Below are 13,147 nucleotides of genomic sequence, written 5' to 3' on the forward strand. Positions count from 1 at the left end.
AGTTTGCAAAACTTATTATCTAAACAATATCTTACCTCAGCAGTAAATTTGTTTTTGAACATGTGAAAACCTGTTTGAATAATAAGTTTATTATGCCAACTTTTACGCCATCATGAGTAAAACATGAATGGCGTGAAATTATGGGTTCAATTAGACAAAGAAGCCTTACTGATGGCACTATTCGCTATCGAGCTGAAATTAGAATTAACAGAAAGAACTATCCCGTTTTGATTGAAAGCACAACTTTTAACTCATCTAGAATAGCAGAAAAATGGATCGAAGATCGTAAAAAAGCGATTAACCTTAGTCCTGATATTCTAGAGGGGTATTCAGATTTGATAAATACCCATCTAGGAAATGCTATTAAAAAATATTTAGAGGAAGTCAAAGGTGTATCCAGTAGCTCAAAAAATAAATACTTTGAAGCAGATCTGGAAATTTCAAATTGCCAAATGGAGAATGGATATTCGATCATGATACTTACGAGTTGGTACACCAGCTAACAGGGTTAATTATTCTTGAAAATGATGAAATTGTTCCCATTTTGCTGACACTTAAAATAATTGTCGAAATAATTTCTGCTTATCTTGCACATATAGTTGCTCGTACAAATGAATGTACTAGAGAAGTGAGCCGGAATCAGATTTGCGAACTAAAATTGAAGCGCTTTTAATTGATGTGAATTGTCTAATGCTATCACTCTCAACTGGTCAGCGATTTGCAGCACGACCAAAATGGTTTAATGCACCAACTTAAATACACAAACCTCCCTCAGGAGGTTTCTTTTTGGCATAAAAATTAGTATTTTGGGCTAAATATACTAGAGATATATCATGAAAAGCTTATTTATAATTTTCGGTTTATTGATTTCAATTTTTTGTACAGGATCAAATGCTAAGGTTCAAGAAGTGCAGAGAAGTGACGAAACTGGAATGTTAATGAAATGGATAATACCGCCAAGGATTATATTTAAAGATGAAATATTAAAAGGGCATGACAGAGATATATTGATCTATTTTGAAACCGATGAGCGTGGCTGGGTTAAAAATGCTGAAGTAAGTAAAAGTAGTGGGTTGGATGATTTAGATAATTTAGTAGTACGGGCCATGAAAAAATCAAAAATCAAAGTTTGGAATGAGTGGGATAGAACAACTAATTATCCTGCCCGTGCAAAACAACCTTTTCACTTTGAAGTTTCCAGAGATCCTAAATTTGCGTTTGAGCCAAGGATCGTTCTAAAAAAATCTGATTTAGAAGGTGAAAACAGATCATTAGGTATTTATCTAGAAGCTGATAATAACGGCAAAATAACAAAAGCTGAGATCACTAAAAGTAGTGGATTAACTAAATTAGATAATTACGTGCTGAAAGAATTCCAAGAAAAAGCAAGCTTTCAACCTTTAAATATTAATGGTAAGCCTTATCCTATTCAAAAAACAAAAGATTTTTACTTTTCTCTAAATTCTGCACAAGAACCGTAAAATATTATTTTTCACAGAATTTAGAAAAATAAAACCCACTCAACAGAGAGGGTTTTATTGGACATGATTTATGAGCAATTTACATTCCAACATGATCGGAATCGGAACTCAGGCAAGCAAAATTTCAATATTTTGACTTAAAAGTTTAGTGATGGTTACGGGTAGAATATCTTGGTGGGCATCAACAATAGAAAGGATAAACGGGTTTCCAAAGAGATCATCATTGAGTACACCAATACCAACAAGGACATACTTGCAAAGTGCCTCACTGAATATGAACGGAGTTAAAAGCAGTTGATGGACACGCAATGGGTGCAGAAAGATTGAGGGAGGCGTAGTCCAGAGAGTTAAGGTTAATTGGCATAAGACCTTTATATTCATTTCTCTCCTGTAGAAAGTGTTATATATATATTAAATAAATTAAGTCACGATATTATGCTAATGAATACATTTAAAATATTAATTTTAAGTCACGAAAATATTGAGGAATGGGGTCAATTACGTAATTTGTTATGGCCTAATCATCCTGTAAATGAGCATGTTAAGGATGGAATAAGTATGATTGCTTCCGATAATTCAATATCATTCTTGCTTTGTGACGACAATGGAAAATTTGCCGGATTTGCTGATGCATCAATAAGAAATGACTATGTCAACGGCTGCAGCCATAGTCCTGTGGCTTATTTAGAAGGAATATTTATCTTAGATGAATATAGACAGCTTGGTCTATCCAAATTATTAGTGGATGCGGTAGAAAATTGGGGGAAAATACATGGTTGTTTAGAACTTGCTTCAGATACATCACCAGACAATCATGTATCAATAAACATGCATAAAAAATTAGGATTTACTCCTACAGAAACAGTTATATTTTTCAAGAAAAATTTATGATTTATTTAAAATTTCTACTGCATGTAACTTATATGTGTAGAAATTTTCAACTTGTTCATTCATTATACTTTGTTCTGGATAATTAATATTTGAGTAAGGACAGGGCAAAGAAATCATACTATGGATCATTGAAACCGGAGCTAAATACAATGAATGTAGTGCTTTGAATGATGCGGAAAATAAAGCGCTCTGAATGAGGGCTTCTCTGAATTTATGTTAAAAATTGAATAAAATGAATTAAATCTTCAAGAAAAAAATATTTTATTAATAAAACTGATACGGTGATCCATATTAATATAATCACTGCTGCCGCATAATGACTTATAGGTTTTTCAGCGAATGTTGCAGCCAGAGCTCTGCAATCATCGATAATATTTTGTGGTGTAAGTTTTATTACTAATATAATACCTACAGGAACTATAATAATGTCATCAAGGTAACCTAAAACAGGAATAAAATCAGGTATTAAATCGATAGGAGATAAAGCGTATGCTGCAAAAAATACGGCTAGAATTTTGACAAAAATTGGTGTTCTTTCATCTTTAGCTATGAACCAAACAACCAAAATTTGACTTTTTATAGATTTAGCCCAAGATTTTAGCTTTTTCAACATGTTATATGCTTTAATTCAAACAAGACATTAATATATATCATAATGCTTAAATATTAATTAATTTATGAATACAATGTATGTATTGTGTTCAATAAAGTGAAATAGGATTGATACTCTAAGTGATGGCTGTAATATAATAAATTAGAATAGAATTAAATGATAAGAATATTGTTGGGTTAATTGTATTTTAAACAAGATGGAAGTTTTTCTTGTCTTATTGTTAATTTTTAAAATAATACTCAATACGTCTTTCTTTCAAATAAAAGTTATTTATAATAATTATTCTAATATTCTATTGTGCACACTATGCATTCTGATCAAATTAACTTAGATATAAAGACCGCTACTCAGTTAATAGTGGATCAATTTCCTCAATATCAAGAAATGGAAATCACAAAGCTAAATACTCAAGGCACCACAAGTGCAATTTTTAGAATAGGAACAGATATAGTTGCTAAATTCCCTCTTCAAATCAGAGATGGGCAAGAAAGTTATCATATTATTCAAAAAGAAGCTAAAGCTACTGAGGAGTTCTATATCAATACCAGTTTTCCAACTTCCAAAGTGATTGGTATCGGGTTGCCAAGCTCTCTATTCCCAATGTCTTGGATATTACAAAGTTGGTTAGAGGGTGATATTGCCAATCCTATTGATTTTTCCTCATCTGTTTTTTTAGCTAAAGATATTTCAACTCTTATCAAGTCATTAAGATCTATTCATGTAAATGATCGCGTTTTTGATGGGCAAGGACGCGGTGGAAATCTTAAAGATCATGATCAATGGATTGCGACCTGTTTAGAGAACAGTAAAAATCTGCTGGATACGGTTATTTTAAAATCCTTATGGGAAAAATTCAGAATACTGCCAAAAGTTGATCAAGATGTTATGAGTCACAAAGATCTTATACCAGCCAATATTCTTATTAAAAATAACAGACTTGTTGGTTTACTTGATTGCGGTAGTTTTGGTGCAGCAGATCCTGCGTTAGATCTGGTTTCAACATGGCATCTATTTGATAAAGAAAGAAGAGAAACAATAAGGAATGAATTAAATTCGAGTGATATTGAATGGAATCGTGGTGCTGCATGGGCTTTTCAACAAGCCATTGGGTTGGTTTGGTATTATGAAAAGACGAATCTAGCCATGAGCCAATTAGGTAGATCTACACTAGAAAGAATCATCAATGATTTTAAAATATCATAAAAAATCAAAACTTTGCTTGCTGCTAGATTTCTTAAAAATATTTATCCCAATAGACCAATTCAAATATTCAGTTTAAATCAAAAGATTCTCCTAAAGAGACCAACATAGGTTTTACAAGTATATCGTAATCGGCAGGGGCATTTTGACCATAGCTGATACTCGTATTCTAAGCATCAGATATATCTTATGCTGCTACCTATACTGAAAGTTTAGTCAATAAGGGAATGACAGTTGCACATGTTCTTTTTCAGCTATTATGTTAAGACGAAGTAAAATGTCCTTGTTTATACTTGTACTATTAATGGCTATGTCGGATTATTTCCAGTAGAAATACTTTGTTAACGGTCTGAGGGCGTAAAACCCCATCAAATGTCCAAGCATTCATGTTGTACTGTTCTACCAGTTCAATACTAGAAAAGATTTGCTTTTGGCATTGATGTGATTCAGTCAAACGGGATTAGCATTTTGAATTTATGAAAAAAATTTTGAAGCAAAGAAAATGAAAGATATGAGAAGAGCATCGTTAGATTTACATAGCATAAGTGCAAGGGAAGTCAACGAAACAGACTGGTCGTGGATTTTAGATTGGTTTAAGGATCCAATATTAGATAAAGAACTCGGACCTATGGACGAGGAATGGTTGAACTATGTATTAAATAAGCAAGATGGTCCAGAATTGGTTGTTATGAGTGACAACCAGCCAATCGCACTTGTCGGCTGTGTCTGGAGTTTAACGAATGATGGATTACATAGCATCTCTGACCTAGCTGTTCATCCCGCTTATCGAGGGTGTGGTATTGGCAAAAGTGCTGTTGAATGTTTATTTAAATGGCCCAATCATCCTCCTTCTAAAGGCTGGCAGGCTTTTGTCGCTTTAGAAAACAAAAGTGCTCAATCTTTTTTTATTGGCATCGGTTGGGATATGAAAGGAATTGATGAGGATATGTATGTTTTTTCTTTTATTCACAAATAGTTTGGAATTCTGTTAAGGATTCAAGAATATTATCCTGATTGATTGTGTTGAGCTTTCTGTTCTGTATGTTTACATGTTTTTCTGTATGCTCGAGTGGTTTTTTCAAAATAAATAAAGGTGGATTCAGATTTAATAAATCCTGTTTTATCAGTGCATTTGTCTCATCATCAACGTAGAGCACAGCAGGACAGGTTGGAATGCGTACAATCTCCCAGTCCGTGATGGTCACACTATCAATTTGGATAAACTCTCCGATACAAGCGCTTTGGTAATGAGATTGCTAGGTTTTAGATGACGGTCTGTTTTACGCGGAACCTACAAATCTGCCTTAACCATGAGTGTTCGAACATTTTCTTTGGTGAGGTAAAAATCATAATGGATACTCAATTATTGAATATCCATTTCAGTGTGTTGTGTAGGGAAGGCTTATCTTAAAATGCTTTTATCGACATGCTGGATATTCACTTTCCCACAAAATGCCAAACTTAAATCCAGTTCTTTTTGGATTATTTCCAAGACACGGAATACGCCTTGTTCTCCATAAGCACCTAAACCATAAATAAATGCTCGACCAATTAAACAGCCTTTAGCACCTAGAGCAATGGCTTTTAAAACATCCTGTCCAGAGCGAATACCACTGTCAATATAGACTTCCGTTTGGTTGCCTACAGCAAGCACAATTTCTTCTAGTACTGAAATGCTCGATGGAGCACTGTCCAGTTGACGACCACCATGATTGGAAACAACAATTGCGTCTGCTCCAGCATTAACAGCAGCGATTGCATCGTCTACTTCCATAATGCCTTTGATAATCAGTTTACCGCCCCATTGTTGTTTAACCCATTCGACATCTTTCCAGCTTAACTTCATGTCAAACTGCTCAGTGGTCCATGCAGCTAGAGAACCGGTATTGCTGATTCCATCGACATGACCGACAATGTTACCAAAACTTCTTCTTGATGTTCCAAGCATAGCTAAGCACCAAGCGGGTTTGGTGCACATATTGATGAGATTGCCCAAGGTTAATTTTGGAGGCGCTGACAAGCCATTTTTAATGTCTTTATGGCGTTGTCCCATGATTTGTAAGTCAGCCGTTAAAACCAATGCCGAACATTTAGCATTTTTTGCACGCTGAATAAGCTGCTGCATAAAATGACGATCTTTCATCATATACAGCTGAAACCAAAATGGTTGGGTGGTTGCGGAAGCGACATCTTCAATTGAACAAATGCTCATGGTCGACATGATATAGGGAATACCAAATTTTTCGGCAGCTTTAGCAGCCAGAATTTCACCATCGGCATGTTGCATACCAATTAAACCTGTAGGCGCCAATGCGACTGGCATGGATACCGATTGTCCTAACATTTTAGTGTTCACGGAACGATTGTCCATGTCCACCAAAACTTTTTGTCGAAACAGGTATTTTTTAAAATCTTCACTGTTTTGCTGCCATGTTTGCTCTGTCCATGAACCTGAATCACAATAGTCAACAAACATTTTAGGGACACGTCGGTGATAAATCTCACGCATATCTGCCACGCAGGTGATTTTTTGTAATCTATTCATGATGCTTCCTTAATGAATTGTGCAACTGCAATTCAAATTGTTATTGGACATAAGTTGTAGCGATTATTTTAAAAGGATTATTTTAACAATGAGTAAAAAATAGATGAAAAGTAAACTAAATGGTTGAATTTTATTCGTTGATCGTGATGCAAGCATCTTTCGTTTAAAGATTGGCTGCTTGTCTATTCATACAGATTTTTTAGTTGTAAAAGTAAAAAAGTACTTCATTTTCTGTGTATCGCATCCTGCATTTTGAAAGATAAAAACTGAAATTTTTCATGATGAAAATAGTAAAGTTATTTTTTAACTTTGGGCTTTAGATCATTAATTGATAGGATTAAGCCAAACAGCAGTGGCGTGCTGAGTACACATAAGGCAACCAGTGAAATGCTATTGCCATAATCCATGCTATAGAGCGTCAAGGCAATAATAATGAAAATGAATGCAGCCAGTTTTACACATTTGACATGTTGGGTGAGTATGGAAAATCGGCTTTTCTGTGTTTTACTGATCTGTTTTGCGCTGACAAGATAAAACCCATAACTTGCAATTAAAATCAGCAACGAAGCGAGCGTAAAGATCATGAGATTGATTCCCGAATTTGTTTATCGGCTATTTTTTTCTGAATTTTTGCTACAGCTTTATTTTGAATTGGTGTGATTTTTTGATGTAAAAATATACTTAAGAAAGCAAACATCCAAATCATGACATCCACACGGAAGAACAGCCAATAATCTTGGATTGAATGAATATAGTGGTTTGAAACAAGATAGAAGAGATTGAAAATAGGCAATGCCAATGTCATTACAATGATTAATTTAAGCTGTGTTTTCCACAAATACTGCTGCTTTGAAACGAGGGCAACAATCAAGCTGAATAGCCATAAACAAAAAAAAGTATAGATCTCATAATTAGGACTGTCAGCTTTTATGCTTACAATACGGTTAGCGTACAAATAACCCAACATGGCAATCGGCAAGCCAAGAATCAGTGCTGTATTGAGTCGATTGACCAAGTAATATCCAAAGTGAAATTGCTCATTTTTCTTTTGTAGTTGTCGTTTTAAACTCCACAATAATAAGCCTGAGGCAATCATTGCGCAGCCCAACAAACCAGAAAAGAACAAACCTAACCGTAAAAGCGGTTGAGCAAAATTTGCCATATGCAAACCGTACATGCTTGCATTTAATGTTGCGATACTGCTGTTATTACGCATGTTGCCTAAGCGTGTTCCTGTGGCTCCATTAAAACTCATTTGTGCTTGATTGCGCGTGATGGAATGGTCTTCCAGAGCTGTGACTGTTACTTTACTCAATTGAGTGTTTGGGAGGTCTACAGCAATATGATCAAAACTGGTTTCTCCCCATTGTCGTTGAGCTTGTTGGAGAAAATATTGAATAGGTTTCATTTTTTCGGGTAATGCTGTTTGGGCATCTACCATTGTTGAAATATTGCGAATTTCATCGAAATATTGAAATGGACGATCCGGATATGATTTTTTCATACCCGCAGGAAAGAGCAGATAGAAAAAGATAGCGAGCCCTGTAAACGTGATGGTTAAGAAGAATGGAAGTGCAATAACAGCACTCATATTATGGAAATCCAAATATGAGCGCTGACCTTTAAAAGCTCTTAAGGTAAAAAATTCAGTAAATATTTTTTTATGGGTAATGATGCCTGATATTAGGGTGATAAACATGATCAGTGCTGCAAATGTGACGATCAAACGTCCAATAGCGTAGGGAATGCCATATAATTGATAATGGAAACTATAAAAAAAATCGCCACCTTGTGTTGCCGAAAGATTCAGTTCTTTGCCTGTATTGGCATCTAAAGTTTTACTTTCGTAACCACCATCGGCTTTTTGCCAATAAATTTTATTGACAGGCGTATTCGGATGAGCAATACCGATATACCAACTTTTAGCATTGGGTGCATTTTTCTGCAGATAATCATAAGCGGTTTGTACCGCTGTATGCTGATTGGTTTGCATAACTGCAAATTGGGGCTGCATCCACATATTCACTTCATGACGATAATAGGTCACAGTACCCGTTAAAAAAATTGCAAACAGTAGCCAGCCAAAACTCAGACCAATCCAAGAATGTAACCATGCCATAGATTGACGAACAGATTTAAACATGAGTTAACCTATGAATTTTGATATGAGAAAGAGGGTAACAACGAGTATCAAGCTGATTACAGACAACTTTTTTAAAGAATGAACGCAAAAACCAATAATCACAAAAGCGATATAAAAAAACAGCGCTATAAATGCAGCCAAGTAGACAGACTCAGCTTTTGCCAAGTAAGGATAAAAAACATCAATCAAATTGACTGATAGTAAATAGCTGCATGCGTAGCCTAGACCAAATGCCAGTATAAAACGGTATAACACTGATAATCGATAAAGGACAGTTTGCATACAGGGTACTTCTTAAATTAAAAAGACCTTAATCTACAGAGACTAAGGCGAGTTGCGATCAATATTTAAACTTTACAGCAATGCTATAGTTGGCTGGAGCACCATAAAATGCCTGACCATCCGGGAAACTGTATAAATATTTTTTGTCTGTCACATTGTTGGCATTTGCCTGTAACGAAATATGATTGTTTACATCATAACTGGTCATCAGATTCACTAAAGCATAGGCATCTTGGGTAATTGTACTATTGACCGAAGAATCATACAGCTTGATGGCTTCTTGCCATTTTAACGATGCGCCGATTTTAAGTTGTGGCAATGCCGGAATGGTGTATGTAGTCAACAGATTAAGGGTTTGATTAGGATTATAGGTCCTAGCATCACCGCCATTTTTTAAATCTTTTAAACTAAATTGACTATAACCAAATGCGATATTCAAGTGATCTGTGATTTGTCCGGCCAAACCCAATTCTACACCTTGAGAACGCAAATCGCTGGTCTCCACTTTACGATTAAGTGGGTTTCCATCAGAGTTGCGTAGTGGATAATTACTTTGTTCTGTACGAAATACGGCCAAGGTTCCTGTAAGTTTGTCATCTAACCATGAACTTTTAATCCCTGCCTCATAGCTTTCACCATCAATGGGCTTGAGCGCTTTATTATCCGTGCCTAATCCTGACTGTGGACGGAAAATAGAGGTGTAGCTGAGATAGCCTGTATATTCGGGAGTAAAGTTATAGCTAATGCCAGCATATGGCGATACTTTATTTTCATCATATGCCATTGATGAACCATAGCTTCTGCCATCACTTTTTGCTTGAACATAATTTAAACCGAGTAGAAGTTTTAAATCATCATTTAAGTGCAGGCGGGTCGCCGCATATACTGAATTGAGCTTTTGCGTATAGTTCGCAGCATCACTGAAAGCTGACCAAGTCACTGATTGAGGCGTCCAGCTTGACCAGTCTGTAGTGAGTTGGCGTAAGTAGCCTAATGAATTGTCGTTCCTGATATTACTGTCATTAATCCTGCCCGACGTTTGTTGATCATACTGTTTGTTTTGTAGATAGCTATAGCCTAAAGTGGCTTCATGTTCACGACCAAATAATGAATAGGCACCTTGAAGATTCAAATCAGCAAAATGGCTTTTTAGGCTTTCTTTGCCGCCCCAAGCAGTAAGTGCGACATTTCCACCATTTTGATCAGGATAACCATAATAATAGAGTAAATTACTGTCATGATGGGTTTGGGTATAATTATAACTCAGCTTTGCTGTCCATTGATCATTCATCATTTGCTTTAACTCAGCAAAAGCATTCTGTGTCTTGTTGTCCCAATATGCCCAATCTGGATTTGGATTATAATTCCGGTCATAGGAGCGTTGTTTTCCATCCGCACCCAGAAGTGGCAATGCACCCCAGTTATTGGCATTGGGTTTATTCTGCTGTTGGCTATAACCTGCTGTAAGTCGTGTTGAATCTGTAAGATCAGCCTCAATGATGCCTGAAAAACCATTTTTCTCTGAAGAATAACGATCCAGATAAGAATCTCCAGTTTGCTCATAACCCATCAAACGACCACGAATACTGCCATCTTTGTTCAATGCACCTGAAACATCTGCTTCATAACGCTGTGTATTCCAGGAACCATAGCTGATACCCGCATTGGCTTGAAACTCCTGCGTTGGTCGTTTACGGATATAATCAATGGTTGCACTTGGGTCACCGAAGGCATTGGTAAGTGCATCTGCACCTTTAATCACATCAATTCGGTCATAAAAATAGGTATCTGGATTGGTATTGTTATAATTATAACTGCTTGAAGGGAATCCGACCCCGTCTGTTAAAAGATTAGAGATTTCAAAACCACGTGCTGTATAAGTCGAACGCTCAGTTTCTTGATTGCTGACAGTAATGCCAGGAGTATTACTCAAAGCATCTCTTGTGCTATTCATTGCAAAATCATTCATTTGCTGACGTGTAACGACATTGACTGTTTGAGGAGTTTCTTTAACGGGAATATTCAGTTTGGCTGCACTGGTGGATTCTTTCACGATATATGATTTGCTTTGTTCGGAACTTAACTCCGGTTGCGCAGCAGTTGCTTGTACTGAGATCGTGGGCAGCTTATGTAAATCTTCAGCGAAACTTTGTTGCGCAGTGAATAGTGCCAAACTCATGATCGAGAGTTTGAATCTGTTTGGGAGAGAATTCAGCATGAGTATCTTAAATGATAATAATTATCGCTTAGTTTATTGTTTGAGTCTTTGTGAGACAATAGTCAGTTAATTGAAAATATAAATAGAAAATAGATTAATGATAGAAAACTGGGTGAAAAGTCACCCAATTGAATTCCTATACCAAAAGCATGTCCATATCTGGCTTTGCGGTGATTATATGGAGGCTTTGAGGTTAAACGAGTTTGACTGTGCTATGATGCGTGCATACTGCAAAGTGGGAAGAATATCTTGCAAAATCGGAAGCTTAAAATTGGTATTGTCGTTGGTGAAGTGTCTGGAGATACTTTAGGGGCCAAACTTATTCGCAGTTTCCGTGAACAAGGGATAGATGCTGAATTTGAAGGGATTGGTGGTCCGCAAATGATCGCTGAAGGTTTCAACAGTTTTTACCCTATGGATATTTTATCGGTGATGGGCATTGTTGAAGTCCTCAAAGATTTAAAGAAGTTATTTGCTGTACGCGATGGTTTGGTTGAAAAGTGGTCTGCCAATCCTGTTGATATCTTTATTGGTATTGATGCTCCAGATTTCAATTTGCGATTATCCAAGAGTTTAAAGCAAAAAAATCTTCCCATTAAAACAGTGCAATATGTGAGTCCATCAGTATGGGCGTGGCGGCAAGGGCGTGTACATGGAATTAAAGCCAGTATTGATCTGGTACTTTGTTTATTTCCTTTTGAAAAGAGCTTTTATCAAAAATTTGCAGTTGCTGCTGCATTTGTGGGGCATCCACTTGCCAGTCAGTTGCCTTTACAAAATCCAATCTTGGATGCCAAACAGGAGCTTGGTTTGGATCTGAGTCAGAAGCACATTGCATTATTACCAGGCAGTCGACGTGGTGAAATAGAACGGCTTGGACCACTGGTTTTAGATGCTGCAAATATTATTCACCATAAATATCCAGATTATCAGTTTGTTATTCCTGCGATTAATGAGCAGCGCAAACAACAAATTGAAGCATTATTGGAACACTATCCAAGTGATTTGGTTGCAAAAATTCACTTACTGGAAAATACCGATAAAGAGTCAAAAATTGGTCGTCAGGTCATGAATGCGGCAAATATTGTGGCTTTGGCATCAGGTACAGCGACATTGGAAGCTTTATTGTTGCATCGACCAATGGTTACTTTTTATAAACTCAATTGGCTAACCTATGTGATTGCCAAGTTGCTGGTTAAAATTCCCTATTATTCTTTGCCGAATATCATTGCAGGAAAGAAAGCAATTCAAGAGTTGATTCAAAAAGATGCCACACCTGAAAAATTAGCACATGAAATAGAAAAGTTAATGGATATTGAAACGGCTCAAATTCAGGTGATGCAGTTGATTACGATGCATAAGCAGCTTTTGGCGGGAAATAGTGAAGATCCTGTGCAGGCAATTTTGGCGCTGTTAAGATCATGATTGAAAAATTATTGCTCACTCAATCAAGCGATTGGAATTATCTGGTTAAGTTTGAAGCGTGTTCAAGCATAGACTATTGCAGTGTTCGAAAAATAAGTTTCCAACATAAAATGACTTTTAAATCTTAAAAAAACCATGTTGATATTTTTATTGTGAAATGACATGGATGCCTTTGCTCAATCTGCATGTGCGAGGTGCGTTGCAGGGGCTGTTTGCAAGCCATCTGAGGGCTTTTATCTTTTCCACTTCTAAAATCGAAGCATAGTCTATGCAAATCGATCAAAAATTTTCTGTAAAATATAGAGCAATTTATCAATATATTGCACGTTTTAATACAGATGGAATTTTT

Annotated in this window: 13 protein-coding genes; 6 read left to right on the top strand and 7 right to left on the bottom strand. The window is 36.2% G+C overall.

What is annotated here, in order from left to right:
• Positions 1-140 precede the first annotated feature (140 nt).
• Together IMO47_RS17335 and IMO47_RS17340 are read left to right on the top strand one after the other, a co-directional pair.
• Positions 141-503 carry a hypothetical protein gene (locus IMO47_RS17335; protein ID WP_196075433.1) on the top strand — a complete coding sequence of 121 codons (363 nt, stop codon included), beginning with the start codon at positions 141-143 and terminating at the stop codon, positions 501-503.
• Between the two features lie 330 nt (positions 504-833).
• The gene (locus IMO47_RS17340; protein ID WP_196075434.1) at positions 834-1,481 is read left to right on the top strand and encodes an energy transducer TonB; all 648 of its coding nucleotides are present in this window, start codon (positions 834-836) and stop codon (positions 1,479-1,481) included.
• A gap of 108 nt (positions 1,482-1,589) precedes the next feature.
• On the opposite strand, the gene IMO47_RS17345 is transcribed toward IMO47_RS17340, so the two are convergent.
• Positions 1,590-1,862: a hypothetical protein gene (locus tag IMO47_RS17345; protein ID WP_196075435.1), complete on the bottom strand. Its 273-nt coding sequence runs from the start codon at positions 1,860-1,862 to the stop codon at positions 1,590-1,592.
• Between the two features lie 60 nt (positions 1,863-1,922).
• Between IMO47_RS17345 and aac(6') the strand changes: the two genes are divergently transcribed.
• Positions 1,923-2,372, top strand: a complete 450-nt coding sequence (aac(6'), locus tag IMO47_RS17350) for an aminoglycoside 6'-N-acetyltransferase (RefSeq protein WP_196077947.1) — start codon at positions 1,923-1,925, stop codon at positions 2,370-2,372.
• Positions 2,373-2,583: 211 nt separating this feature from the next.
• Here aac(6') and IMO47_RS17355 read toward each other — a convergent pair whose 3' ends face one another.
• Positions 2,584-2,985 (bottom strand): YkvA family protein, encoded by a 402-nt coding sequence (locus IMO47_RS17355; protein ID WP_196077784.1) that lies wholly within the window; start codon positions 2,983-2,985, stop codon positions 2,584-2,586.
• A gap of 306 nt (positions 2,986-3,291) precedes the next feature.
• Here IMO47_RS17355 and IMO47_RS17360 point away from each other — a divergent pair, with 306 nt between their 5' ends.
• A complete protein-coding gene (locus IMO47_RS17360) occupies positions 3,292-4,188 on the top strand; it encodes a phosphotransferase (RefSeq protein ID WP_196075289.1) in 897 nt (298 codons plus the stop codon).
• 499 nt (positions 4,189-4,687) lie between these two features.
• Positions 4,688-5,161, top strand: coding sequence for a GNAT family N-acetyltransferase (locus IMO47_RS17365; RefSeq protein ID WP_196075290.1), 474 nt, complete (start codon positions 4,688-4,690; stop codon positions 5,159-5,161).
• A gap of 426 nt (positions 5,162-5,587) precedes the next feature.
• On the opposite strand, the gene IMO47_RS17370 is transcribed toward IMO47_RS17365, so the two are convergent.
• The 5 genes from IMO47_RS17370 to IMO47_RS17385 all read right to left on the bottom strand — a co-directional run bounded on the left by IMO47_RS17370 (position 5,588) and on the right by IMO47_RS17385 (position 11,373).
• Positions 5,588-6,730: an alpha-hydroxy acid oxidase gene (locus IMO47_RS17370; protein ID WP_196075291.1), complete on the bottom strand. Its 1,143-nt coding sequence runs from the start codon at positions 6,728-6,730 to the stop codon at positions 5,588-5,590.
• A 296-nt stretch (positions 6,731-7,026) separates the two neighbouring features.
• On the bottom strand, positions 7,027-7,314 hold the full coding sequence (locus tag IMO47_RS17375; protein ID WP_196075292.1) for a hypothetical protein: 288 nt from the start codon (positions 7,312-7,314) through the stop codon (positions 7,027-7,029).
• On the bottom strand, positions 7,311-8,873 hold the full coding sequence (locus tag IMO47_RS17380) for a PepSY-associated TM helix domain-containing protein (RefSeq protein ID WP_196075293.1): 1,563 nt from the start codon (positions 8,871-8,873) through the stop codon (positions 7,311-7,313). Before IMO47_RS17380 ends, IMO47_RS17375 begins: the two co-directional genes overlap by 4 nt.
• Before the next feature lie 3 nt (positions 8,874-8,876).
• Complete coding sequence (locus IMO47_RS19800) at positions 8,877-9,155, bottom strand: hypothetical protein (protein ID WP_227552268.1); 279 nt, start codon at positions 9,153-9,155, stop codon at positions 8,877-8,879.
• A 58-nt stretch (positions 9,156-9,213) separates the two neighbouring features.
• Positions 9,214-11,373, bottom strand: a complete 2,160-nt coding sequence (locus tag IMO47_RS17385; RefSeq protein ID WP_196075294.1) for a TonB-dependent siderophore receptor — start codon at positions 11,371-11,373, stop codon at positions 9,214-9,216.
• 249 nt (positions 11,374-11,622) lie between these two features.
• Here IMO47_RS17385 and lpxB point away from each other — a divergent pair, with 249 nt between their 5' ends.
• Entirely contained in the window at positions 11,623-12,798 is a 1,176-nt protein-coding gene (lpxB, locus tag IMO47_RS17390; RefSeq protein ID WP_196075295.1) for a lipid-A-disaccharide synthase, read from the top strand.
• The last annotated feature ends 349 nt before the right edge of the window (positions 12,799-13,147 follow it).

It is taken from the genome of Acinetobacter sp. Res13-Abat-PEC15-P4-01, from assembly GCF_015676285.1.
Taxonomy (GTDB): Bacteria; Pseudomonadota; Gammaproteobacteria; order Pseudomonadales; family Moraxellaceae; genus Acinetobacter; species Acinetobacter nematophilus.